The following is a 24,579-nucleotide window of genomic DNA, read 5'->3' on the forward strand; positions in this document are numbered from 1 at the left end:
ATGGTTATAAATGCAGATACAAAAATTGCTACCATCCTGAAACGCCATGATGATGCTCTGGAAACAATTATCAGCATCAGTCCGGCGTTCCAGAAATTGCGTAACCCTTTGCTGCGTAAGCTGATGGCTGGCCGAACAAGTATTGCCATGGCCTGTAAACTGGCAGGGTGTACTGTTGAGCATTTTCTGGAAAAACTGAAACCACTTGGCTTTGAGGGTGGAGAACTAAGCAACAAGCCGCAAAAGGAACTTTCTATCAAAGACGATAATGAATCGCGTGAATATTTGAAAACACTGGGGGAAGACCAGGTGGTTCGGCTTGATGTGCGTGCTATGCTCGCCGGGGGAACTGATCCACTCGAGAAAATCATGACTACCATAGGGGCACTTAAGAGAGACCAGGTTCTGCTGATCATTAATAGTTTCGAACCCACCCCGCTGATAAACTTACTAAACAAAAAAGGCTTTAGTTCATATGTAGAAACAGTGAATGAATCAGAAATTCATACCTGGTTCATCAACCAAAAACTGATACATCAAAACCCCGTACCAATCGTAACAGAAGATTCCGGCTGGGACGAGTTAGTATCACTATTTGAAGGCAGGATGAGATATGTGGATGTGCGTCAACTCGAAATGCCTCAACCTATGCACAGCATCCTCGAAGCCCTTGAATCACTTCCCCCCGGTGAGGCGTTGTATGTGTACCACAAGCGTATCCCCGTATTCCTTTTACCTGAATTATCAGAAAGAGGATTTGATTACCGTACAAAAACACTGAATCAACAGGAAGTTCATCTCCTGATATTCAGGGAATCTTTATGATAACAGGCATCCATACAATCCACAAGCCCACTTCGTCAAAGGTCGTCTTGCCATTCTATGCGTATGCAGCTTTGTCATTACTGGTATCCACATTGCTTCTATGTAATTCGCCGGAGGCTTTTACAGGGCATCATTTCAATCCCCGGACCCTTGCCATTACACATGCAATGGCATTGGGCTGGGGAACGATGATGATATTGGGAGCCAGCCACCAACTCGTTCCGGTTCTTACAGAATCGCCACTTTACAGCCACAAGCTGGCCGGTGTAAGTTTCTATCTGGCAGCAACTGGTATTCCACTTATTGTGTACGGCTTCTTTGCATTTGACCTGGGCTGGCCTGCACAAGTCGGGGGCATTTTGGTTAATGCATCCATAGCAGTTTACGTTTTCAATCTTGTGTCAGGCATCAATAACAGCAAAAAAGAAAACATACATGCCATATTTATGTTAACTGCTGCACTATGGTTGTTTGCCACTACTATAATAGGACTATTGCTGGTCTTTAATTTTACAAGTCCCATTCTCCCAAAAGATTCATTGCATTATCTTTCACTGCATGCGCATCTCGGAATAGTTGGGTGGTTTCTTCTGCTTGTAATAGGTGTAGCATCAAGATTGCTCCCAATGTTCCTGATTTCCAAATACACCAATAACAGGTTACTATGGATAATTTTTGGCGCAATAAATAGCGCGCTTATCAGCTTTGTTTTTATCCATCTGAATAACAATGGAAACGTGTATTTTTTCATCCCCGGGATTGCGCTGGCACTGAGTTTGGCGTCATTTGCATACTATTGCCGGATGTCATTCATACATAGGATCAGGAAGGCAGTTGATGAACCCATGAAAATATCGCTGCTTTCCGTATTGATGATGTTGTTGCCGGTATTATTTCTCTTGTTTGTTCCATTTCTGCTGGCATCGGGTGAAGCACCAAACAGGATCATTATGGCTTATGGGTTTTCCATCTTCTTCGGATGGCTCACAGCTATAATTTTCGGCATGACCTTTAAAACTGTCCCCTTTATAGTATGGAACAAATTTTATCACTCGCGTTCAGCGATGGGCAAAACACCAAACCCCAAGGATCTATTTAGTGTATCAGTATTCAATGGCATGGGTATTTTATATCTCATAGGTTTTGTGGGGTTTATAACAGGTATTCTTTTGATCAGTACAATTCTCATCCGGATCTCAGCCATTTCATTATTATTGGCAGCTGTACTTTACAACTGGAATGTATTTTATTTACTTTTTCATAACCCTAACAGAGGAAAGCCTGCGATATGAATATCATTTCCAATAACCAAATGAAGGCTATTATAGCGCTTGCCGCGCTGGAAGCGGTGATCGATCCGGAGATCGGTTTAAATGTTGTAGATCTGGGTCTGATATACCAGATCGATTTCAGCGAGGAGGATAAAGAAATTTTTGTTTCTATGACGCTCACCACGCAGTTTTGTCCGATGGGAGAATCCATTACAGATGGGGTAAAACAATGCCTGGAAACAACTTTTGGTGATATGCAGGTAAAGGTGAACCTGGTTTTTGACCCACCCTGGAATTATGAAAGGATCTCTGATTCAGGAAAAGCATTTCTAAACAGACCATAACCACAATCAATGCTCACAAATACCTGTAAGACTGCAATCAAGGCAGTAATTTACCTGGCAGCACGTTTTGAAACGGGGGAAAAATCGGGTATCCGGGAGATTGCCGAACATATTGATGCCAGCGAACATACGGTGGGCAAAATGCTTCAGACATTGGTAAAACAGGGGGTGATAAATAGCGTGAAAGGTCCAACCGGCGGATTCTTCATAAGCAAACAGCAGCGCAACCAACCTATCATCAATATTGTTGAGGCCATAGATGGACGACAAATATTTACCGGCTGTGGATTGGGACTAACTAAATGTTCTGCTGCACATCCCTGCCCCATTCACGATGAATATAAAGCAGCACGAGATCTTTATGAGAAAATTTTCAGGTCTAATCGTATTGCTGATCTTTGCGATCCTGTGGCAAATGGACTGGCATATCTCACAGGCTGATCATATCAACGCATATTATCCCTCCAATGATTTCAGCTCGCGCCTAAGTTCAAACTGAAGATCTTCATGCAGTCCATTTATCAGTTTCGCTATTTTTTTAAGTTGTGACTGGAAGATATTATCGAGCACTGTATATTTTTTAAATGGAAGTCCCATATCTTTCATCAGGCGGCAATATGTTATCAATAACTCCGCCTCAGCGCCTTTATCTCCAATATAACGGGCTTGCTTACTGGTTTCACGCAGAATTTTCCGCAATGATTTTTTAGCATAATACACGTGAGAGCTATTAATCTCTGAAAACGAATCTGCCATTTCTACCTTTAACTCAGCAAGGTAGCTGTTAAGATTATCGGCTTCAAAAAGCAAATAGGTCAGCAATTCTTTATTTTCCTTTTTGAAACGGGCGAGGCGAAGACAAAGCTCCGACACCTTTGCGGGTGGAAGCGCTTGCAGTGCATCTTTTATTTCGTGGATTGAAGCTGGTTTCATCATTTAGACGGCACTTACAAGGTAACTTTCCTATTACGTACCTTTGGCCCGATGCAAAATACACACTATTCACTCCCAAAGATACTTAGCGCCTTTAAGATCGATGCGCTTAATGATATGCAGATCGCTTCCATTGAAGCAAATAAAGCACATGATAACGTTCTGCTGCTTTCCGCTACAGGTTCAGGAAAGACGCTGGCTTACCTGTTACCCATTCTGGAACTCCTGGATAATACAAAGAAAACCACACAGGCTTTAGTAATTGTGCCTTCCCGTGAACTGGCCTTGCAAATCGACCAGGTATTCCGCACTATGAGTACGGGATTTAAAGTAACCTGCTGCTACGGGGGTCATCTTCGTGAAACAGAGGAGAATAACCTGCTGGAGGCACCAGCCCTGATCATCGGAACACCTGGCAGGCTTGCGGACCATATTCGCAGGGGCAATATCACGACTGATACCATTGAAACACTGGTACTTGATGAATTTGATAAATCGCTTGAGTTTGGATTTGAAGAAGAGATGTCTTTTGTGGTGGGATCATTACCCGCAGTAAAGAAGCGTATACTTGTTTCTGCAACCGATTCGGATGAAATGCCAAAATTCATCAACATGAAGGAAGCGGTTAAACTAAACTTCCTTACTGGTGAAGTACCTGAAATGCTGGCATACCAATACGTGAAAAGTGATGATAATGATAAATTGCAGACTTTGTTCCGTTTGCTCTGCCTGGTAGGTAACCGTTCAGCCATCATCTTCTGCAACTACCGTGATGCCGTTGAAAGGGTGAGCAATTATCTTAAGGAACAGGGTATTGTAAATGTTTATTATCACGGGGCCCTTGAACAGCCCGACAGGGATGCCGCCATAAATAAATTCCGAAATGGCAGTTCGAATGTACTGGTGACAACTGATCTTGCTTCAAGAGGTTTGGATATTCCAAACATCCGATATATCATTCATTATCACCTTCCTGATAAAGAAGAGACATTTACACACCGGAACGGACGTACCGCCAGACAGGAAGCCAGCGGAACCGTGATACTTATTGTTTCCCCCGAAGAAGAAATACCAGATTATGTGGACCCAAATATTCTGGAGATAGAATTGCCGGAAAAGCAGGATCTACCGGAAAAACCTAAATGGACAACCTTTTACTTTTCTGCCGGAAAGAAAAATAAGATAAATAAGGTGGACCTGGTTGGCTTTCTTACACAAAAGGGTGAGCTAAAAAAAGAAGATATCGGGTTGATAGAAGTGAAGGATTTCACCTCTTATGTTGCCATCAGAAAATCAAAAGCCAGCCATACCCTTAATCTTATCAAAGACCATAAGGTGAAGGGACAGAAAGTCAAGATCGAGGTTGCGAAGTAATATAAATTACTGAACTCCTTCAGAAGTCATTTGCACTCTTTTCATACTACCATCTTCATTGTAAAATAACCTGTCGATACAAACTGAGCGGCGGAAACTACCGCCCTCAGTAGGTATTCCCCCGTTATGATATATAAAATATGCGTTGCCCTTGAAATCGATGATAGCCTGGTGATTGGTGTTTGAATTGCCAGCAAGTTCATTCAGGATTCCTTTGAATTGCCATGGCCCATTAACTGATCGACTCATGGCATAGGCGATCTTTTCGGGGAACTGGTAGGCATAGGAAAGATAGTACCATCCATTTTTATGATGAATCCAGGGCGCCTCGGTGAACGATGTAAGATCAACCGTTTTGATCTCACCTTCCAATTCTGTCATGTTCGGTTTTAGGCGGGCATAGTAGCATTTTGTATTTCCCCAGAAAAGATAAGCCTGACCGTCTGTATCTATTATTACGGAGGGATCAATATCATCCCAGAAAATGCTGGTAGCCTTTGTCATATCGTTCGATATTAAAGCTTTGCCGATGGCATCGCGATAAGGTCCTTCCGGGCGATCAGCCACTGCCACACCTATAGATTTTCCTGGAATGGTTCCATGCTCTACAGTTACATACCAGTAAAATTTACCGTTACGTTCAATTACCTGCGATGCCCATGCATCTCCTTTTGCCCAGTTGAAATCCTTGGCCCTGAGAGGTACGGAATGTTCAGTCCAGTTGACCATATCGGAAGAAGAAAAACATAACCATTCATTCATCACATATCCTTCTTTACGAGGAGGTGCTTCATCATGCCCTGCATAAAGCCAAACTTTGTTTCCATGCACAAGGGCTGAGGGATCGGCTGTGTATTTATGAGTGATTATGGGATTACCCTTTGATGGAAAACTTGTGTCTGCACTGGCTTTTGCTCCATTTGCCAAAAGCAGGAAAAGGCCTGATGTAATCAGTGATAGAGTAAAAAGTTTTTTCATGATGACAAGCATTGATTCTTATAAATGTAATTTATACATTTATTACCAAAACCAAATCATCTTTAGATGTACGACTCATTCTAAAAAAAAAAGCGGCCTCCGGGGAAGCCGCTTAAAGTATTATAACGTCGGTTATTTATGAACCACAGCTTATGCATCCCTCCTCCATGGTACAAACTGCACCTTCAGTAATTGGTACGGAGTCAATTTCATTGGTTATTCCCTGCTTTTCGACTGTGAACTGTACTGCCTGCGACGCAGCCTGTGTACGCAGGTAGTACATGCCAGTTTTGAGGCCCTTTTTCCAGGCATAAAAATGCATGGATGTCAACTTAGATGCTGTGGGATTGCTAACGAACAAATTCAAGCTCTGGCTCTGGCAAATGAATGCGCCCCTGTCTGCGGCCATATCAATTAGGGTCCGTTGTTTTATCTCCCATACAGTTTTATAGAGTGCCCTTATATCTTCGGGTATATTGGTGATACCTTGAATAGAACCATTAGCAGCGATGATAGTGTTCTTCATCTCATTGTTCCAGAGGCCAAGGGATATCAGGTCTTTCAATAAATGTTTGTTAACTATTACAAACTCACCGCTTAAAACACGCCGGCTATAAATATTAGAAGTATATGGCTCAAAACATTCGTTGTTTCCAAGAATCTGAGAAGTAGATGCTGTTGGCATTGGTGCAACCAGTAAGGAGTTCCTAACTCCAAATTCCATTACTTCCTTACGCAGACCATTCCAGTCATGCCGATCAGATGCCTTTATACCCCAGAGATCAAATTGAAACATTCCCATTGACAAAGGCGATCCTGCAAAGGTTTCATAGGCCCCTTCAACTTTAGCCAGATCCTTACTTGCGGTCATCGCTGCAAAATAAATTGTTTCGAAGATGTTCTTATTAAGCATCGAAGCGAGCTCAGATTCAAATGGAAGTCGCATCAGAATAAAAACATCTGCTAATCCCTGAACCCCCAGCCCTATTGGGCGATGACGCATATTTGAACGACGCGCTTCTTCCACCGGGTAATAATTCACATCGATGACCCTGTTAAGGTTTACTGCAACCTGGTAGGTGACTTCATATAACTTCTCGAAATCGAATTTACCCTCACGAACAAATCGAGGAAGGGCGAGAGAAGCAAGGTTACAGACAGCTACTTCATTAGCATCTGTATATTCCATGATCTCAGTACAAAGATTAGAGCTTTTGATAGTACCAAGGTTCTGTTGATTGCTCTTGCTGTTAGCAGCATCTTTATACAACAGGTATGGTGTTCCGGTTTCTATTTGTGCATCGAGTACTGCGAACCATAATTCCTGTGCCTTGATGGTCTTGCGGCCCCTGCCTTCTTGTTCATATCGCTCATACAACTTCTCAAATGCCTCACCGAAGCAATCCTGCAATCCAGGTGCCTCATTAGGACAAAATAAAGTCCAGTCTCCATTTTCCTCAACCCGTTTCATAAACAGGTCTGGTATCCAGAGTGCATAGAAAAGATCACGTGCACGTAATTCTTCCTTGCCATGGTTTTTGCGCAAGTCAAGAAATGAAAAAACATCCGCATGCCATGGTTCAAGGTAAATCGCGAAGGCACCTTTACGCTTTCCACCTCCCTGGTCAACATATCTGGCTGTATCATTGAAAACCCGCAACATCGGGATTATGCCATTACTTGTTCCATTCGTTCCGCCAATGTAGGAGCCCGTTGCACGGATATTGTGGATAGCGAGACCAATACCACCAGCACTTTGAGAAATTTTAGCGGTTTGTTTCAATGTATCATAGATCCCATCAATACTATCATCCTTCATCGTCAGCAGGAAACAACTTGACAATTGAGGCTTTGGAGTTCCGGCATTAAATAAAGTTGGGGTTGCATGCGTGAACCACCGTTCACTCATCAGGTGATAGGTTTTAATTACCTGTTCCATATCATGCTTATGGATACCAATAGCAACCCGCATATAAAGATGTTGAGGTCGCTCGGCCACCTTGCCGTTTATACGGAGCAAATAGGATTTCTCAAGAGTTTTAAAACCGAAATAATCAAATCCAAAATCACGATCATAAATGATTGTGCTATCGAGCATTTCAGCATTTGCTTCAATGATCTCTATCACATCGTCAGCCACAAGGGGAAGTGATTTATTTGTGACGGAATCGGTATACTGGTGCAAGGCACGCATAGTATCCGAAAATGATTTCTTCGTATTCTTATGAAGGTTACTAACTGCTATTCGCGAGGCCAGCAAAGCGTAATCGGGATGACGGGTTGTGAGCGCTGCGGCCATTTCAGCAGCAAGATTATCGAGTTCCGTGGTACTAACTCCATCATAAATACCTTCAATAGTCTTCTTGGCTATATCAATTACATCAACCATTGGGCTGAGCCCATAGGAGAGCTTTTGAATACGAGCTGTTATTTTATCGAACTTAACGGCCTCTTTTCTACCGTTTCTTTTAATTACAAACATATCAATGATTTATAGGTAGGGAATGGTTTTAAAAGTCTTCCTCAAGGGAGAATGTTTGTCCGGAAGCACCAGTCATCACCCCTGATTTTTGGTAATCCCCAACGCGCTTTTCAAAGAAATTGGTCTTGCCTTGAAGCGAGATCATTTCCATGAAGTCAAATGGATTGGTTGTGTTGTAGAGTTTAGTATATCCAAGTTCACCCAACCAGCGGTCGGCTACAAATTCAATATACTGCTGCATCAGTCTTGCATTCATCCCGATAAGATCAACAGGCAAAGCCTCAGTCACAAATTCTTTTTCAATTGCTACAGCATCGCTGATAATAGCGTGTACAGCTTCCTGTGATAGTTTTTGTGAGAGCATACTATAGAGTAGGCATGCAAACTCACAATGCAGCCCCTCATCTCTGCTTATAAGCTCGTTGCTGAAGGTTAGTCCAGGCATTAATCCTCTTTTCTTCATCCAGAATATAGAGCAAAAACTTCCACTAAAGAAGATACCTTCCACCGCTGCGAAAGCAACCAGTCTTTCCGCGAAAGAACCATTCTCGATCCAACGCAGAGCCCATTCAGCTTTTTTCTTAACTGCAGGCACTGTATCGATAGCATGAAAGAGTTTATCTTTTGCAACAGGATCTTTTACATAGGTGTCAATAAGTAATGCATACGTTTCGGAGTGGATATTTTCCATCATGATCTGAAAACCATAAAAGCATCGTGCTTCGGGTAATTGAACCTCACTCATAAAGTTCACGGCCAGGTTTTCATTTACGATACCATCACTTGCAGCAAAGAATGCAAGAACATGACTCAGGAAATGCCGCTCTCCATCATTAAGGGCGGCCCAATCGGTCAGGTCGGCGCTAAGATCAATCTCTTCAGCAGTCCAGAAACTGGCTTCATGTTTTTTATACATTTCCCAAACTTTGGGGTAGTTGATAGGAAGGATCACAAAACGGTCCTTGTTTTCCCTGAGCAACAATTCATTCTCATTCGACATATCGATTATTTTAAATTTTCTCAATACCTGTTAAAATACAAGGGAGTGTCGCTGGGGAAACCCTGGTCATCTGGCAATTGCCATGACCTGAGTTCTGAAGCGCGTCATGAGATGTGACGCTTACACCTTGCCTGTACCTTACGCGGGAAGGTCCCAAACAAAAAATAGTATCGGCAGGTGTCTGGCTTGTAACATGGTTACTTACAGTTGCCCGTCAGCCCGTGATTTGCACACGATTCCCTATTAAGCGAACCGGCTCAGAGCCGGACGCACCGAAATAATTAATTGCATGAACTAAAACGAAAATACCTTCAAACTCAGGGGGAGGCTTTAATACTTTTTCACACATGTGGATAGATTCTCGAAACCATTCTATATTCCTGAAAATTTGCAGACATGAAAAGAAATCTAATATTGCTTTTTATAATTGGTGTGCTCAACGCATGCACTTCTCAAAATGCCCCGGAAGGCGCGGTGGAGCTTGTTATTAAAACCACAGAGGGCAACATCAATGTGGCTGTATTTCCGGACAAAGCACCAAAATCTACAGCTGCCTTTCTGGCGATCGTTGATAAAGGTTTATATAAACGAAGCAGTTTCTACCGGGTACTCAATGATGCAAACCAGCCATCAAATGCCCCAAAGGCAGAACTTTTGCAGGGTGGTTTATGGAGCCGGACAAAGAAACGTCCTGACGTTCCAAGAGTGGAACATGAAACCACTCAGCAGACCGGACTTCAGCATCTTGCCGGCACCTTATCGCTCGCCAGGGAGGAACCCGGGAGCGCAAGTTCTGAATTCTTCATTTGCGTTGCTGACCAGCCGGGACTGGATTATGGAGGCGAAAACAATCCGGATGGCCAGGGTTATGCAGCATTTGGAAAGGTCATTAGCGGAATGGATGTGGTAAGGAAGATCTATAACAAACCTGAAAATGATCAGTATTTTGATCCACCCATAATGATCATAGACATTGTAAAACGCTAGATAAATAAAGCATTTTCGTAAATTGTTTATATGAGTCAAAAGACCGTGCTTAACCCGGTACAACAAAACTGGAAACAGAAACTTTTCACTATCATCTTTGAAGCAGACACGAAAGCGGGCCGCATTTTTGACCTTGCTTTACTGTTTTTCATTTTACTGAGCCTTGCTATTGTAATGCTGGAAAGCATGAAGCCGGTAAATGATATATATGGAAAGGAATTAGTTACCCTCGAATGGATCGTTACAATACTTTTCACTATTGAATATGTATTAAGACTGCTCTCTGTAAAGAGGTCGGTAAAATACATGACCAGTTTTTATGGAATCATTGATCTCTTGTCAATTCTTCCAACATACCTGAGCCTTCTTATTCCCGGATCACATTTTTTACTGGCTATACGTGCCCTAAGACTTATGCGGGTTTTTCGAATTCTTAAACTCAGTCAGTTTGTACGTGAGGGCACTACGATAGTTTTAGCGATGAAAGCAAGTGCCCGGCGCATTAGCATTTTTCTAAGTTTCGTTGTGCTATTAAGTATTATCCTGGGTGCCTTAATCTACGTGGTGGAAAGCGGGGTAAATGAGAAATACAGCAGTATTCCTCAAAGTGTTTACTGGGCAATTGTAACGATAACTACAGTTGGTTATGGAGACATTTCGCCGATAACTCCCGTTGGAAAACTTATCGCATCTTTTATCATGCTGCTAGGCTATGCAATTATTGCTGTTCCCACGGGTATCGTTACGGTAGAATTATCAAGAAGTGCGCGCCGCGATGAAACAAATACCACTGCATGCCCCAACTGCTCGGCATATGGACATGATCCCGATGCAAAATTCTGTAAGTACTGTGGGCACAGCCTGTAATGATTTATTTAAATAAGTTTGATACCCTCAGATTCGAGTTGCTTATATTTTTTCTTATCGAAGATGTAATAAAAAGCACCCTTTTTAGAAGATTCCTTTTCCTTTTCATCCAGGCGTTGAAGAATGCCCAGCGATAATATTTTGCGTGTAAAATTACGTTTGTCAAAAGCGGTTTCGAAAATGGCTTCGTAGAGCCCCTGTAACTGCTGAAGCGTGAACTTGGTTGGCAGGAGCTCAAAACCGATCGGGTGATTACTAACCTTCTGCTGTAAGCGCTCCTTGGCGAGCTTCACCATGGCTTTATGATCAAATACCAGCGAAGGCAACTTTTTCAGATCAAACCACTTCGCGTTATGAGAATTAAGGAGTTCCGTACTTGACTCATCGATCTTGATGAGGGCAAAATATGCTATTGATACAACTCGTCCGCCCGGATCCCTTCCCACATCACCGAAACAATGAAGTTGCTCCATGTAGATTTTTTCCAGTCCGGTGAGCTTATATAATATACGCTGTGCCGCACTGTCAACGCTTTCCTCTTTTTCCGCAAATCCTCCCATCAGTGACCATTTCCCTATTTCAGGCTCAAGTCCACGCTTTATTAACAGAGCTTTCAGACCTGATCCATCGAAACCAAAAATGATACAATCCACTGCCAGGAGGAACCTGTCGTAATTTTTGTATTCTATTCTTCCCATAATTTCTGATGCGCGAAGTTACCAGAATTTCACATACAGTGCCATAAGGATAAGCAGGGTAATTACAATCTGAACCACGGTAATCGGCTTCACATTGAACATTCCCTTCTCGTGGTGGAAGGCCCTTGGATGAACTTTAGGACCCGCAAAGCTCATTGCTACCATAATTGCAACGGTAAAAAAGAAGGATAGTCCCATACTGATCAGGAAAGGAATTTCATACTCCCCTGCACTGTTCCGGTAGGCCGTATAAAAGAAAGTGTCATTCCCAAAAAGCGTTGGGGCGAACTCGTTGAAGAATACGCAAAAGGCGAAACCAAACAGAATACCAGCAACGGCAGCGGCCCCGGTGGTTCTTTTCCAGAACATACCCAATGTGAAGATGGCAAATACACCCGGACTGATATATCCGGTATATTTCTGGATAAAGGTAAATCCGCCTGCACCACCAATTCCAAGGGTATCTTCCCAGGTGAACATTACGGCAATTATCATTGACAGCACAACAGTTAACCTGCCGATCCATACCATCTTGGTTTCATCCGCTTCCCGCTTGATGTATTTTTTATAGATATCGAGCGTGAAAATGGTCGAGATACTGTTTGCCTTACCTGCAAGCGAAGCGACGATGGCGGCGGTTAATGCTGCTACTGACAGACCTTTCAATCCTGAAGGAAGAAAGCTTAACACGGCAGAATAGGCGCCATCCATGCCGCCTGTAAGTTGCGGGAGATGACCGTTCTTGTGCAACACATAGGCAGCAATACCAGGCAACATTACGATTACCGGCATCATAAGCTTGAGGAATCCTGCGAAAAGAATACCAGTACGTGCTGTATGAAGATCGGCACCCAGGGCACGTTGTGTGATGTATTGGTTACATCCCCAGTAGTTAAGATTTACGATCCATTGACCGGCAGCATACATCAGAATGCCGGGCAGGATAAGGTATTTATCAATATGTTCCTGGGGAGAATCGGCGGTTGGTTTATCGAGGATCATGTGGAAATGGTCAGGTGCATCCTGCATCAACACCTTGAATCCGGCAATAGCATCACTCCCCAATCCAAATTTTTCACTAACCAGAGTTAAAGCCATATAGGTAGTTGCCAGTCCACCAATGATCAGCACACCAACCTGGATAACATCCGTATAGCCGATCACTTTCATTCCACCCAGCGTTATGATGATGGCGAAGATCGCCAGGGCCACCATAACAGTATGAAGGTATTGACCGCCAAGCAACCCGTCAATGGCTATTGCGCCGAGATAAAGAATGGAAGTCAGGTTTACAAATACATATAGGAAGAGCCAGAATATTGCCATAATTAGTGCTACAGTTTCGTTGTACCTGATCTTCAGGAACTGTGGCATTGTATATATCTTGTTCTTAAGATAAATTGGTATAAACCAAACGGCAATTATAATAAGAGCCAATGCTGCGATCCATTCATAGGCTGCAACTGCAATCCCAACGAAGAAACCATTTCCACTCATGCCGATGAATTGTTCGGCAGATATATTAGAGGCGATGAGGGAGGCTCCAATAGCCCACCATGTAAGAGAGCCTTCGGCCAGGAAGAAATCCTTAGTATCCGTAACAGCTTTTTTCTTTTGATTATAGATCCAGATTCCATATCCCGCCACCACAACAAAATAGATGAGGAAGACGATAATATCGGCAGTTGAGAGTTGGTTAATCATGACAAGCTAGCCCGTTGTTTATGGTTAAGAATTGATTTGGAAATATACATCACTCCAGCGCAATTCATTCTTGAATTGATAAAGATTTGTGTTCTTTCCGATGAGTACATACTCAATACCGCTCATATCTGCGAAGTCTTCAAGATTTTCTGAAGTCAGGTTCTGGCTGTAGCAGGTATGGTGCGCTCCACCAGCGAGGATCCATGCCGCACATCCGGTTTGCATATCGGGCATTGGTTTCCATAACACCCTTGCAACTGGAAGGTTAGGTAAATCATGTACCGGTGCAATGGCTTCCACCTCATTAACAAGCAACCTGAATCTGTTGCCCATATCAATTATGGAAGCGTTAATGGCAGCACCTCCATCTACATTAAAGATCAGCCTTACCGGGTCTGCTTTCCCGCCAATTCCCAAGGGATGAACAGCGCATGCCGGCTTCCCATGCGCAATTGATGGGCAGATCTCCAGCATATGTGAGCCAAGCACCATAGGGTTTGCCGGATCAAAATGATAAGTATAATCTTCCATAAAAGAATTTCCTCCCTTTAGTCCGGTTCCCATCACTTTCATGGCGCGTACAAGGGCTGCGGTCTTCCAGTCGCCCTCGCCTCCAAAGCCATACCCTTCAGCCATCAGACGCTGTGTGGCGATACCGGGAAGCTGCACCATTCCGTGGAGGTCTTCAAAAGTATCCGTAAACCCTTTAAAGCCTCCCTGCTCAAGGAAAAACCTCAAACCAATTTCAATTCTGGCTGCTTCTATCAGAGAGGTCCGTTGTGACCCATTTTTGCTTAATACATCTACCAGCTTGTACTGGTCATCGTATTCCTGGCAAAGCCTATCTATGTCTGCATCTGAAACTTCAGAAATAACTTTTACCAGGTCACCTATCCCATAAGTGTTTACAGAATATCCAAATTTTAGTTCAGCCTCTACTTTATCGCCTTCTGTAACTGCCACCTGTCGCATATTGTCTCCAAAGCGGGCAAATTTTGCACCCTGCCAATCAGCCCATCCAGCAGCAGCCCTGGCCCATACATTGATCCGTTCATGCACTGCGGCATCTTCCCAATGGCCAACAACCACTTTACGGCGCATACGCATGCGGGTCATCATGAAACCGAATTCACGATCGCCATGGGCACTCTGGTTCAGGTTCATGAAATCCATGTCGATTTGCGACCAGGGTATGTCGCGATTGAATTGCGTATGCAGGTGCAGCAAAGGTTTCTGTAATATTTTCAACCCCCTGATCCACATCTTAGCTGGAGAGAAGGTATGCATCCAGGTGATTACACCGATACAATTTTTTGCATTATTCACTTCCTGGCAAATCGAAAATATTTCATCAGGTGTTGTAAGAACCTGCTTATACACTACAGTTACAGGTATGGAGGCAGCAGCACTAAGTGATCTGGTAATTGTTTGCGAATGCTCAGCTACCAGTTTTAATGTCTCTTCTCCGTAAAGATGCTGGCTTCCTGTAAGGAACCAGACCTCAAGATGTTTGAGGGAACCCATGTTTATTTTATTTTGATGGCTTGTTGTAATTGGAAATTATTTATTGACCGTAATAAGCACTATCGCCGTGTTTCCGGTCATAGTGTTTTTTGATTAGTGCCTCCTTTAATCTTGTTGCATTCGGATTGATTTGTTCTGTATACATGGCCATTTTGGCCACTGTTTCCAGAACAGCACTGTTATATACTGCCTTAGCTGCATTCTTACCCCAGGTAAAAGGAGCGTGGTTACCCACCAGTATCATTTCTACTTCTTTAAAATCAAGATTGCGTTCTTTAAAGCAGTCCATTATCTGAAAACCTGTCTGGTATTCATAATCGCCCTGTATCATTGAATCAGGCATGGGGGCTGCACAAGGGATATCAACCGTTGTATGATCTGCATGCGTAGTTCCGAAAATTGGGATATCCCTTTGTGCCTGCGCCCATGCGGTAGCATAAGTGGAATGTGTGTGAGCAATTCCTCCTATACCTTCCCAGTGATTATATAATACGGCATGTGTTTGAGTATCAGAGGATGGTCGCAGATCACCCTCCACTACTTTACCATCAAAATCCACTATGACCATTGCATCGGGAGTTAGCTGATCATAAGGAACACCACTTGGCTTGATCGCAAAAACCCGCCGACTCCTGTCTGAAGCACTTACATTTCCAAAGGTGAAAAGTACCAAGCCGAGCCGGGGCAACTGCATATTTGCCTCATAGGCTTCTTGGCGAATCTGATGAAACATAGATAATGACATTAATTATTAACAAGTGATGTCTCGGCAGTATTTATGGTTTGATAGGTTGCAATGTAATTACCCAATTCCAGGTAACGCTGGTACCTTCTTTCATAATGATTGGCATTCTTAGGATCAGGATAGTACTCTGCATCAAATCCCTGCCCCATTTTATCCATTGCATCTTCTACTTTTCCAAAAATGCCTGCAGCAGTAGCGGCAAACATTGCAGCTCCCGCGGCACAGGTCTGTTCTGACCGGTGAATTCGTATAGGCATTTGCATAACATCAGACATCACCTGCATAATATAGGGCGACTTCCTTGCCACACCGCCTAATCCAATTAATCCCTTCACAGGAACACCCTGTTCATTGAAACGATCGACGATTGCCCTTGCGCCAAAACATGTTGCTTCTATCAACGAGCGAAGTATCCTTGGAGCATCTGTTCCCAGGTGCAGCCCCGTTATGGTGGCTTTCAAGAGTTGATTGGCATCCGGGGTGCGACGTCCGTTCAGCCAGTCAATTGCCAGTTCATCGTTTTCATCCAGGGGCAATGCAGCAGCCTGCTGCGATACTTCTCTTATGAATCGTTCATTAAGCTCGTCTTCCAGAATCGCAGCCAAACCTGCATCAATATGCGATGATGTGCGCAATATTTTACCAATGGATTGTGTAGTCATTTTTCTAAACCATGCATATGTATCGCCAAAGGCCGACTGACCTGCCTCCATGCCCATCATTCCCGGGATTACTGAACCTGGCACCTGGCCACAAATACCCCCTACCAAAATATGCTCTACTTCATCAATAGGTGCCACCAACATATCGCAGGTAGAGGTTCCCATCACTTTACTCAGATGATATGGCTCTATCTGTCCGCCCACTGCACCCATATGTGCATCAAAAGCTCCTATGCCAATAATAACATCAGTTGATAATCCAAGTTTCTCTGCCCATTCGGGTGAAAGGTTGCCTGCAGCCTTATCGGCTGTAAATGTTTCTGTAAATAATCTTGATCTGAATCCCGAAAGCAAAGGATCAAGGGAGCTAAAGAAACTATCGGGAGGTAGCCCGCCAAATTCTTTTGCCCAAAGGGCTTTATGGCCGGCTGAACAAACACCACGCTTTAATTGATTAACATCGGTGCCTCCGGTTAAAAGAAAAGGAATCCAGTCGCATTGCTCAACCCAGGAATAACAAGCACCTCGAACATCCTGGTCAATACGAAGGATATGAAGCAATTTTGCCCAAAACCATTCGGATGAATAAATTCCGCCCACAAAGTCGAGATAATTGATATCGAATTTCAATGCATGTTCATTTAACTCCGCTGCTTCCCTAACAGAAGTATGGTCTTTCCATAAAATGAACATTGCGTTGGGATTATTTGCAAATTCAGGGCGTAGGGCTAACGGAGTACCCGTGCGATCTACAGCAACCGGGGTGGAACCTGTTGTATCAACAGAAATGGCTTTTACTCTTAAAGCAACTGCAGTTCCCGCAATTCGAAGGCATTCATTCACCGTATTCTCCAAACCTTCAATATAATCCAAAGGATGCTGACGAAAACGGCTTGATGCCGCATCACAATAAAGACCATCCCTCCAGCGGGGGTAATAATATACAGAAGAGGAAATCTCAGCGCCAGTGGCTGTATCTACAATTACCGACCGAACTGAGTCCGTGCCGTAATCAACTCCAATAACAAACAAATCTGACATATTCTTCTTATTATGACAAGCAATTCAATACCAATATACAACTAAATTAATATTAAGTGTATATTATACATTTATTTATTAGTTTCTTTCCAGAGAGTCGCAGAGTCAATACAGCAAATGGTTATAGCTCATTAAAATCAGCTATAAATCGAATAATATTGTGATAGTTCCTGAACTCGCTTTCATCATGCATGGTAGTTAATACCACGCATTTCATCCCAGCATTCTGAGCTGCTTCAACTCCTTTTGGTGCGTCTTCGAAAACAACACATTCAGGGGCATTTACTCCCAGTTGGGAGGCACATTTCAGGTATGTATCTGGATGAGGTTTACTTACCATCACATCATCGGCACTCACAATCACATCAAAATAATGGCGGATTTGCAGGTTGTTCAATACAAAATCAATATTAAAGGGGATAGCAGCTGACCCAATCGCCATTTTAATCCCTTTTTGTTTTGCTTCATCAAGAAAACGGGGCAATCCATCAATAAGTTTAAGTGTTGGGTAAAATGCCGCCTGGTACCGTCTCTCCTTTTCCATAGACAGATCCTTCATTTCAACATCGCTGAATCTGGCTTCGCCAAAGATCCTTACAAGGAGCTCATCATTTTTTCCATACATTTCAGCTTTCAGTGTCTCATAATCCAGTCCTGCCCCTAGATCATCATTAAGTATGGATGACCAGGCCTGCACATGGTAGGCCATATCATCTATCATGGTACCATTCAGATCAAACAGGTATGCCTTATACGGCCGGAGTATGCTCATAGTTACATTTTCTTTGCATCTTCCAGGAATTTCGCAAGTCCGATATCTGTTAGTGGATGCTTAAGCAGTCCAAGGATTGGATCCAGGGGCGAGGTGATCACATGAGCACCGGCTTCAGCGCAATCAATTATATGGTTAGCATTACGTATTGATGCTGCCAGAATCTGGGATTTAAATCCTTGTATCGCATATATGGAAGATATCTGGCTAATAAGCTGCATCCCATCCCATCCACTATCATCAATACGCCCAATAAAAGGCGATACATAAGTGGCGCCTGCCTTTGCAGCAAGAATTGCCTGTCCGGCAGAAAAGATCAAAGTACAATTGGTTTTGATGCCATTATCTGTAAACCATTTGATGGCTTTCACCCCATCTTTGATCATTGGCACTTTTACAACGATGTTTGGATGCAATGCGGCCAACACTTTTCCTTCTTCAATTATTGTATTAAAATCTGTTCCCAAAACTTCCGCACTTATATCACCTTCAACAATCTCACAAATATTTCTGTAATGTTGAAGAACGGCTTCATTGCCTTTGATGCCTTCTTTAGCCATCAGGGAAGGGTTGGTTGTTACACCATCCAGGATACCTAATGCATACGCTTCTCTTATCTGATCAAGGTTTGCTGTGTCTATAAAAAACTTCATCTGACGCTGGTTTCTGTTTATTATAAATTCTATTTAAGTCCTGCTTTATATACTGTTTCTGTATGATATTTTTGTCCGGGTTCCAGTATAGTTGAGGGAAATTCTTTCTTATTTGGTGAGTCGGGGAAGTGTTGTGTTTCCAGGCAAAGTGCCGTATGAAGATTAACTGGATTACCAGTGTGATTGATAAATTTACCATCAAGGAAATTGCCTGAATAGAATTGCAATCCGGGTTCTGTTGTGTGCACCTGAAGGTAGCGCCCGCTCAATGTATCAGTAAGTGTTGCCACATGTGCTAATGATCCCCCTTTATTATTGAGCACCCAGTTATGGTCATAACCTCCGGGAACCTGTGCTATCCTGCTTCCGATTGTTGTGGGTGCTGTAAAATCAAAGGGTGTTCCGGCAACTGCACGTATCTCCCCGGTTGGGATCAAACCTTTGTCCACTGGTGTATAAGCCGCCGCATCGATCTGGAGCTCATGATCCAAAATAGTTTTCAGTACATCACCAGTAAGGTTGAAATAACTATGATTGGTAAGATTCACCGGTGTGGGCTTATCTGTTGTTGCATCATAAACAATTCTTAATTCATCATTATCGGTCAATGTATACTTAACGCTCACCTTCAGATTACCCGGATAGCCCTCTTCTCCATCCTTGCTTTCATAACCTAGGGTTATGGATGGGATACTGTCCACATAAGCATCCGCCACCCAAACAACTTTATCAAATCCCTTTTTACCCCCATGGAGATGATTTTCACCATCGTTCGTGGCAAGAGTATAAGTATCCTTTCCTATCATAAATTTTCCGCCACCAATCCTGTTGCCATAACGACCTATGATCGCGCCAAAATAGGGCGGACTTTGCAGATAGGGCGACAAGCTATCAAAACCTACAACAATACTGCTAAAATTTCCGGTTTTATCTTTGGTTTCAAATGCAGTTACAATGGCCCCGTAATTAGTAATCTTTACTGTGGTCCCATTTTTATTGATCAATGTATAAAGATCGACTTCCCTGTTATCAAACATTCCCCATGATGCTTTATGAATTCCGGGTTCAGCAGATCCTTTGTTAATCATTGGTTCTCCTGTTTCTTTTTGCTCTTCATTCTTGCAGGAAAATGTGGTTAATGCCAAAGCACCTACGGCAAGTAATACCTTCATTATTTTCATATTAACATCATTTATTTTTCTTTGGTTAACGGGGCACCAATGGCCATCCGTTTCTCCATTGCATCTCCCGAATAATAAGTTTTGGCCTGCCGTTATCATTGGCATCGTACCCATGACAAACAAGATAATCCTTTCCTCCCTCCGATACAACAGCATTATGGCCTACGCCATGCCACTGACGATTTCCTTCAAACACGGTGGTTCCTCCTCCAAGGTTCATAGCTAATCCATCCCAATCAATATATGGACCTTCAAGCTTTTCCGACCTGCCGACCACAACTTTATAAGTACTTCGTTCACCCCTGCAGCAATAATCAAATGAAACGAAGAGATAATAATACTGATCTCTCTTTATAATAAAAGGCGCTTCGATTGCGGCATCGCCGGCTGCAGTATCGGGCAGATAAAAACTGCGCTGCCTTGCTGCCACAGTAAACCATTTTTCTGGCACTGCAGGCGCATCCTGGTCTTTATTAAGCCTTACCAGTTTCATTCCATTCCAGAAAGAGCCGAATACCAGCCAGGGTTGATCCTTATCATCTCTGATAAGGTTGGGATCGATAGCATTCCACATATCGCGGCCAGGAACAGATTGTAAGACCTTGCCTTTGTCAATCCATTTAAAATCAGGAGATGCCGGATCCAATGTTTTATTGACTGCAAGTCCGATTGCAGAAGTATTCTTTCCAAAAGCAGATACACTGTAATAGAGAAAATAGTTCTTACCATCAAAGCTTATATCCGGCGCCCAGGTATGCCCCCGATAACCAGGTATTGTTTGAATGGCCCATTGAGGTGGTTCGGAAAATACAGGCTTTTCAGGCTTCCAGTTCTTCATATCTGTTGAACTCCACACACTGATACCCATGCCGGTTGCAAATAAATACCATTTATCCTTTTCTTTAATAAGCACCGGATCATGCACAGATATTTGTGAGGGCGTGGCGGGCTGTGCCACAGCAATGCAAGTAAAAAGCAATAAAGAAGTTAAGACTAAAATATTGAGACGGCTCATGAATTAATTATTCGCTAATCTTAAAGTTGTACTTACCTTGTATTGATTACTGCTTCAAAGCAATGCGAACAACTGTAAGCGATTGTGGCGCCAGTAGCAGCTTCATTTTAGGGCCTTTGCTTTTCATAACAGATTCAACGGGAGCCACTGTCATTGGTGCATCAATAGAATTCACAGTATTAAGATCATCACTTTTTAAAACCAACATTTTAGGAGAAGTATCTTTTCGCTTCGCTCCCTTAATATTCAAATTCCTCTCCACTTGATTTCCGGAAGCATTCACGATCTTCAAAATCAATTCACTTTTATCTTCATCAAGCACTGCGGAAGCATATAAACTGTCTTTACCCGTTAATGCTTGCTTTTTGCTTGTGATTTCAACAACATGGGTACCGCGATTTGTGGAAAAAAGCTTCTGTACATAATAATTAGGCGTACCATATACTTTTAAGTTGTCCACCCATATGAGATCAGGCGTCCACTGCCAGCCATCTACATGTGCAAACAAAGGAGCATAGGAGGCCATATGAACAACTTCTGCATTCCTTTCAAGTCCAGTAAGGAACGCAGCTTCTGCCATTGCTGTAAGCCAGTTATTTCGGTTATTGACACTGACCGTTTTGTCGCTTTGTGCAGCATACTCACCTGCAAACACTTTTGAGCCTTTACGATCATAAGAATCATATCGGCCTGCGTTACTGAGAAACCATTCAGGGCGACGATAATAGTGTTCGTCAATAATATCAGCACCCATATTACGAAGCTCCTTATTAAGATATTCGAATCGCTCACCTTCGGGATCAGTACCGGAGCTGTTGACAATTTTAATAGTTGGATACTTTTCCTTAATTGCCTTCGTAAATATCTTTAGCCTTTCTACATACTGTGGGCCCCAATTTTCATTCCCGACTCCAATATATTTCAGGTTGAAGGGGGAAGGATGTCCTAGTGCGATACGAATCTTCCCCCATTGCGTAGTAGCATCGCCGTTAGCAAACTCAATAAGATCCAGGGCATCCTGAACATAGGGTTGCATTTGACTGAGGGGAACCACCTCAGCAGTATTGAACTGGCAGGCCATGCCACAATTAAGAATAGGCAGTGCCTCAGCACCCATATCCTCTGCCATCTGAAAATATTCAAGGAATCCGAGTCCAAAAGTTTGAAAATAGTCGGGGGTGGGTCGGTGTGCGAATTCCGTATTCCATCGATTAATGATCTGCTGGCGTTGCTCAACGGGGCCGATTGTCTTTTTCCATTGATACCTGACGCCAAGATCATGACCTTCCACAATGCATCCTCCAGGGAATCGGATAAATCCAGGTTTCATATCAGCCAGCATCTGAACCATATCTGCGCGAAGTCCACCCTTGCGTCCTTTCCAGGTATCAGTGGGAAAAAGAGAAATCATATCCAGATCTATCTGGCCATTGCCTTCAAACCATATGCGAAATTGCCCTTTAGCAAAAGTAGAAGCTGCTTTTAAACTCACTCCACCCTGCTTCCATTCGTTGGTAGATTCAGGAGTAAACACAGCGCTACCCATAGTTTCGCCATTGTCACTCAAGAGCTCAAGGTGCATTATCAGTCCTTTTACAGGCTGGCGATACCATACAGAAAAATCATATTGTAGATCTTTTTTAATGCCCATACCACGGAACCCCTCATTGGTAATTCCCAAACTTCCTTTTGTGGCTGATTCAGTGCTTACACGTAAGAATCTGGGATTTTTTTCAGATTCAAGTCCGCGGTTAATGACCAGGAAATTCCCCTCTTTCACCTTGCCTTCTGTTTTCCATCCCATCAATGGCTTAGAGAATTCAAAGGAACGGTTCTTCACCAATTCTGCATACATGCCCCCATCGGCGCCAAGGTTAATGTCTTCAAAAAAAACTCCCCACATAGTAGGTTGTATTGGTGCAATCTTATGTTCTGCATTCACTACTATTTCTGCATTCTCTTGCGCCTGCATGGTTCCGGTAAATGAAAAAAGCAAGGCAACTAATATTAAAATCCTATTCATCATTGATCATTTTTTCTTTCCCCAAACAGCAACTCCTTCATTGTTAAGTCCGGTGAATATGATAGTGTTTTTCTTATTTTCCCAATCACGGCCTCTTTGTACCATTACCCTATCGGTGTAGCCATTGTTCCATTTGAGTTCGAGCCAGGGTGCGTTATAATTCCAGGTGCCAGCATTGTTGTTAAGACTTCCGTTAGCATTGACCATCAGATCAACACTCACCTGGAAGTCAGGAGAAACTTGCTCTTCCGCATATCCGGGAACAACACGATAGCCCAGCACGATCTGCTCGTAACTACCAGATATATCCGCGGAAGGAACAAGGCTATTATCTTCCCAGGCATATCGTTCGGGAGATACTACGGGCCAGCCATCAGGGGTCCAGAAAATTTTTCTTACATGCAGGTTCATAAAGAATTTGCCATTCCCCGGCCTCGCCTGATGGGCAATATAATACTGACCTGCGCCATCCTCAAAAACCGCATTATGGGCAACACCCTGGTAACCGCTATGGTTCCTGAACTGATAGGGTGCTAAAATCATAGGGCCATGATCCTCATTAATATTTACATCCTTTCCATTATAATCATAGAAAGGACCATCGGGGTTATCAGCTTTTGCTACCCGTACATTGTACTTTGATTCAAGCCAATCGTAAGAAATAAACAGATAATACTTTTTTAATTGGGAATTGTAAATGACCTCAGGGCCTTCAATATTTCCATTATATTTTCCTCCTGTAAATCCGCGATTGGCAATGCGCTTGCCTTTATATCCTGGTGACTTTGCAAGACCGGTTACCGGATCTAACGGCAATGCATAAATTCCATCCCAGGCAGAGCCATAATAAAACCAATGTTCCCCTGACGGCGTAACCACAACAGCAGGATCGATAGCATTTGTCTGTATGGTCTGGTCATCCCTGGAAACAACTACAAGATCCTTTTCCCTCCAGGGCCCCTCGGGCGAGGAGGCGGTAGCCAGACCAATAACACTCAGCCTTGGCTTCGCACTTGATAGTGAATAATAAAGCCGGTATTCGTTACCTACCTTCAAAACATATGGCGCCCAGAGTGATCCGAATGGTTCGCTATTGTTCTGTCTGATAAACGAAGCACCTTTTGCTGGAAGGCCATCAAATACCCAGCCCACAGTCTTCCATTCAACCAGGTCTTTGGATCGCCTTATCTGTAATCCCGCACGTATAGCATGCCCCCAGGCAACATCTGTACTATACGCATAATAGTATTCCCCAGTTTTTATGATGGAAGGATCATGTACATTATGAGATCCCCAGAAAAAATATTTTTCCGGGGAAGCAATATCCTCATAATTATCCCGGATTGAATTGATGTCAAATGCTGGTGAAGGGCTTGGCCCTGGTCCTGGAACCGGATCAGGGTTTTGGGCCGGACCAGAATCAGTTTTGGAACATCCTGCCGTCATTGCCCCAATCAAAATAATTGACAGCGTGCACTTAGATATATATCTCAGCATTTG

At 43.2% G+C, this 24,579-nt stretch carries 22 protein-coding genes and 1 riboswitch; of the genes, 7 read left to right on the forward strand and 15 right to left on the reverse strand.

All coding sequences use genetic code 11. The features are described from left to right. The 4 genes from V6M43_RS06920 to V6M43_RS06935 are packed head-to-tail and all read left to right on the forward strand — an operon-like array spanning window position 1 to window position 2,881. Window positions 1-825, forward strand: a complete 825-nt coding sequence (locus V6M43_RS06920) for a DUF2249 domain-containing protein (protein ID WP_332733635.1) — start codon at window positions 1-3, stop codon at window positions 823-825. Continuing rightward, window positions 822-2,117 (forward strand): cytochrome C oxidase subunit I, encoded by a 1,296-nt coding sequence (locus V6M43_RS06925; protein WP_332733637.1) that lies wholly within the window; start codon window positions 822-824, stop codon window positions 2,115-2,117. The genes V6M43_RS06920 and V6M43_RS06925 overlap by 4 nt, the downstream gene beginning before the upstream one ends. Next, complete coding sequence (locus tag V6M43_RS06930; RefSeq protein ID WP_332733639.1) at window positions 2,114-2,440, forward strand: metal-sulfur cluster assembly factor; 327 nt, start codon at window positions 2,114-2,116, stop codon at window positions 2,438-2,440. Before V6M43_RS06925 ends, V6M43_RS06930 begins: the two co-directional genes overlap by 4 nt. Before the next feature lie 9 nt (window positions 2,441-2,449). Then, complete coding sequence (locus tag V6M43_RS06935; protein ID WP_332733641.1) at window positions 2,450-2,881, forward strand: RrF2 family transcriptional regulator; 432 nt, start codon at window positions 2,450-2,452, stop codon at window positions 2,879-2,881. A gap of 15 nt (window positions 2,882-2,896) precedes the next feature. On the opposite strand, the gene V6M43_RS06940 is transcribed toward V6M43_RS06935, so the two are convergent. Beyond that, on the reverse strand, window positions 2,897-3,373 hold the full coding sequence (locus V6M43_RS06940; RefSeq protein ID WP_332733643.1) for a hypothetical protein: 477 nt from the start codon (window positions 3,371-3,373) through the stop codon (window positions 2,897-2,899). A gap of 51 nt (window positions 3,374-3,424) precedes the next feature. Here V6M43_RS06940 and V6M43_RS06945 point away from each other — a divergent pair, with 51 nt between their 5' ends. Beyond that, window positions 3,425-4,747 carry a DEAD/DEAH box helicase gene (locus V6M43_RS06945; RefSeq protein ID WP_332733645.1) on the forward strand — a complete coding sequence of 441 codons (1,323 nt, stop codon included), beginning with the start codon at window positions 3,425-3,427 and terminating at the stop codon, window positions 4,745-4,747. A gap of 6 nt (window positions 4,748-4,753) precedes the next feature. On the opposite strand, the gene V6M43_RS06950 is transcribed toward V6M43_RS06945, so the two are convergent. The 3 genes from V6M43_RS06950 to V6M43_RS06960 form a co-directional block, all read right to left on the reverse strand. Continuing rightward, entirely contained in the window at window positions 4,754-5,725 is a 972-nt protein-coding gene (locus V6M43_RS06950) for a glycoside hydrolase family 43 protein (protein ID WP_332733647.1), read from the reverse strand. Window positions 5,726-5,861: 136 nt separating this feature from the next. Then, complete coding sequence (locus tag V6M43_RS06955; protein ID WP_332733649.1) at window positions 5,862-8,207, reverse strand: ribonucleoside-diphosphate reductase subunit alpha; 2,346 nt, start codon at window positions 8,205-8,207, stop codon at window positions 5,862-5,864. A 28-nt stretch (window positions 8,208-8,235) separates the two neighbouring features. Next, window positions 8,236-9,207: a ribonucleoside-diphosphate reductase small subunit gene (locus tag V6M43_RS06960; RefSeq protein WP_332733651.1), complete on the reverse strand. Its 972-nt coding sequence runs from the start codon at window positions 9,205-9,207 to the stop codon at window positions 8,236-8,238. A 155-nt stretch (window positions 9,208-9,362) separates the two neighbouring features. Further along, window positions 9,363-9,499, reverse strand: a riboswitch (cobalamin riboswitch). Window positions 9,500-9,603: 104 nt separating this feature from the next. Between V6M43_RS06960 and V6M43_RS06965 the strand changes: the two genes are divergently transcribed. Then, window positions 9,604-10,194: a peptidylprolyl isomerase gene (locus V6M43_RS06965; RefSeq protein ID WP_332733653.1), complete on the forward strand. Its 591-nt coding sequence runs from the start codon at window positions 9,604-9,606 to the stop codon at window positions 10,192-10,194. Window positions 10,195-10,224: 30 nt separating this feature from the next. Continuing rightward, the gene (locus V6M43_RS06970; RefSeq protein WP_332733655.1) at window positions 10,225-11,061 is read left to right on the forward strand and encodes an ion transporter; all 837 of its coding nucleotides are present in this window, start codon (window positions 10,225-10,227) and stop codon (window positions 11,059-11,061) included. An 8-nt stretch (window positions 11,062-11,069) separates the two neighbouring features. Here V6M43_RS06970 and V6M43_RS06975 read toward each other — a convergent pair whose 3' ends face one another. From V6M43_RS06975 to V6M43_RS07025, 11 genes are all read right to left on the reverse strand, one after another. After that, the gene (locus V6M43_RS06975) at window positions 11,070-11,759 is read right to left on the reverse strand and encodes an NUDIX hydrolase (RefSeq protein WP_332733657.1); all 690 of its coding nucleotides are present in this window, start codon (window positions 11,757-11,759) and stop codon (window positions 11,070-11,072) included. An 18-nt stretch (window positions 11,760-11,777) separates the two neighbouring features. Beyond that, window positions 11,778-13,463, reverse strand: a complete 1,686-nt coding sequence (locus tag V6M43_RS06980; RefSeq protein WP_332733659.1) for a sodium:solute symporter family transporter — start codon at window positions 13,461-13,463, stop codon at window positions 11,778-11,780. 24 nt (window positions 13,464-13,487) lie between these two features. After that, a complete protein-coding gene (gene araA / locus V6M43_RS06985) occupies window positions 13,488-14,987 on the reverse strand; it encodes an L-arabinose isomerase (protein WP_332733661.1) in 1,500 nt (499 codons plus the stop codon). Window positions 14,988-15,027: 40 nt separating this feature from the next. Beyond that, window positions 15,028-15,720, reverse strand: a complete 693-nt coding sequence (locus V6M43_RS06990; protein WP_332733663.1) for an L-ribulose-5-phosphate 4-epimerase — start codon at window positions 15,718-15,720, stop codon at window positions 15,028-15,030. Window positions 15,721-15,731: 11 nt separating this feature from the next. Next, on the reverse strand, window positions 15,732-17,435 hold the full coding sequence (locus V6M43_RS06995; RefSeq protein WP_332733665.1) for a ribulokinase: 1,704 nt from the start codon (window positions 17,433-17,435) through the stop codon (window positions 15,732-15,734). A 121-nt stretch (window positions 17,436-17,556) separates the two neighbouring features. Further along, window positions 17,557-18,207 (reverse strand): HAD family hydrolase, encoded by a 651-nt coding sequence (locus tag V6M43_RS07000; RefSeq protein WP_332733667.1) that lies wholly within the window; start codon window positions 18,205-18,207, stop codon window positions 17,557-17,559. Between the two features lie 2 nt (window positions 18,208-18,209). Then, complete coding sequence (fsa, locus tag V6M43_RS07005; RefSeq protein WP_332733669.1) at window positions 18,210-18,860, reverse strand: fructose-6-phosphate aldolase; 651 nt, start codon at window positions 18,858-18,860, stop codon at window positions 18,210-18,212. 29 nt (window positions 18,861-18,889) lie between these two features. After that, on the reverse strand, window positions 18,890-20,041 hold the full coding sequence (locus V6M43_RS07010) for an aldose epimerase family protein (RefSeq protein ID WP_332733671.1): 1,152 nt from the start codon (window positions 20,039-20,041) through the stop codon (window positions 18,890-18,892). A 25-nt stretch (window positions 20,042-20,066) separates the two neighbouring features. Then, window positions 20,067-20,999: an arabinan endo-1,5-alpha-L-arabinosidase gene (locus V6M43_RS07015; RefSeq protein ID WP_332733673.1), complete on the reverse strand. Its 933-nt coding sequence runs from the start codon at window positions 20,997-20,999 to the stop codon at window positions 20,067-20,069. A gap of 103 nt (window positions 21,000-21,102) precedes the next feature. Next, entirely contained in the window at window positions 21,103-23,079 is a 1,977-nt protein-coding gene (locus tag V6M43_RS07020) for an alpha-L-arabinofuranosidase C-terminal domain-containing protein (protein WP_332733675.1), read from the reverse strand. Window positions 23,080-23,085: 6 nt separating this feature from the next. Next, entirely contained in the window at window positions 23,086-24,576 is a 1,491-nt protein-coding gene (locus V6M43_RS07025; RefSeq protein WP_332733677.1) for an arabinan endo-1,5-alpha-L-arabinosidase, read from the reverse strand. Window positions 24,577-24,579: the final 3 nt, after the last annotated feature.

The organism is Flavihumibacter sp., from assembly GCF_036676075.1.
GTDB lineage: Bacteria > Bacteroidota > Bacteroidia > Chitinophagales > Chitinophagaceae > Flavihumibacter.

Coding starts and splice junctions, on each gene's coding strand:
- V6M43_RS06960 (WP_332733651.1), bottom strand. CDS start 9,207: ATGTCGAATGAGAATGAATTGTTGCTCAGGGAAAACAAGGACCGTTTT.
- V6M43_RS06980 (WP_332733659.1), bottom strand. CDS start 13,463: ATGATTAACCAACTCTCAACTGCCGATATTATCGTCTTCCTCATCTAT.
- fsa (WP_332733669.1), bottom strand. CDS start 18,860: ATGAAGTTTTTTATAGACACAGCAAACCTTGATCAGATAAGAGAAGCG.
- V6M43_RS06940 (WP_332733643.1), bottom strand. CDS start 3,373: ATGAAACCAGCTTCAATCCACGAAATAAAAGATGCACTGCAAGCGCTT.
- V6M43_RS06990 (WP_332733663.1), bottom strand. CDS start 15,720: ATGTTTCATCAGATTCGCCAAGAAGCCTATGAGGCAAATATGCAGTTG.
- V6M43_RS06920 (WP_332733635.1), top strand. CDS start 1: ATGGTTATAAATGCAGATACAAAAATTGCTACCATCCTGAAACGCCAT.
- V6M43_RS07025 (WP_332733677.1), bottom strand. CDS start 24,576: ATGCTGAGATATATATCTAAGTGCACGCTGTCAATTATTTTGATTGGG.
- V6M43_RS06970 (WP_332733655.1), top strand. CDS start 10,225: ATGAGTCAAAAGACCGTGCTTAACCCGGTACAACAAAACTGGAAACAG.
- V6M43_RS06975 (WP_332733657.1), bottom strand. CDS start 11,759: ATGGGAAGAATAGAATACAAAAATTACGACAGGTTCCTCCTGGCAGTG.
- V6M43_RS06925 (WP_332733637.1), top strand. CDS start 822: ATGATAACAGGCATCCATACAATCCACAAGCCCACTTCGTCAAAGGTC.
- V6M43_RS06965 (WP_332733653.1), top strand. CDS start 9,604: ATGAAAAGAAATCTAATATTGCTTTTTATAATTGGTGTGCTCAACGCA.
- V6M43_RS07010 (WP_332733671.1), bottom strand. CDS start 20,041: ATGAAAATAATGAAGGTATTACTTGCCGTAGGTGCTTTGGCATTAACC.
- V6M43_RS06995 (WP_332733665.1), bottom strand. CDS start 17,435: ATGTCAGATTTGTTTGTTATTGGAGTTGATTACGGCACGGACTCAGTT.
- V6M43_RS07020 (WP_332733675.1), bottom strand. CDS start 23,079: ATGAATAGGATTTTAATATTAGTTGCCTTGCTTTTTTCATTTACCGGA.
- V6M43_RS06935 (WP_332733641.1), top strand. CDS start 2,450: ATGCTCACAAATACCTGTAAGACTGCAATCAAGGCAGTAATTTACCTG.
- araA (WP_332733661.1), bottom strand. CDS start 14,987: ATGGGTTCCCTCAAACATCTTGAGGTCTGGTTCCTTACAGGAAGCCAG.
- V6M43_RS06955 (WP_332733649.1), bottom strand. CDS start 8,207: ATGTTTGTAATTAAAAGAAACGGTAGAAAAGAGGCCGTTAAGTTCGAT.
- V6M43_RS07000 (WP_332733667.1), bottom strand. CDS start 18,207: ATGAGCATACTCCGGCCGTATAAGGCATACCTGTTTGATCTGAATGGT.
- V6M43_RS06950 (WP_332733647.1), bottom strand. CDS start 5,725: ATGAAAAAACTTTTTACTCTATCACTGATTACATCAGGCCTTTTCCTG.
- V6M43_RS06930 (WP_332733639.1), top strand. CDS start 2,114: ATGAATATCATTTCCAATAACCAAATGAAGGCTATTATAGCGCTTGCC.
- V6M43_RS06945 (WP_332733645.1), top strand. CDS start 3,425: ATGCAAAATACACACTATTCACTCCCAAAGATACTTAGCGCCTTTAAG.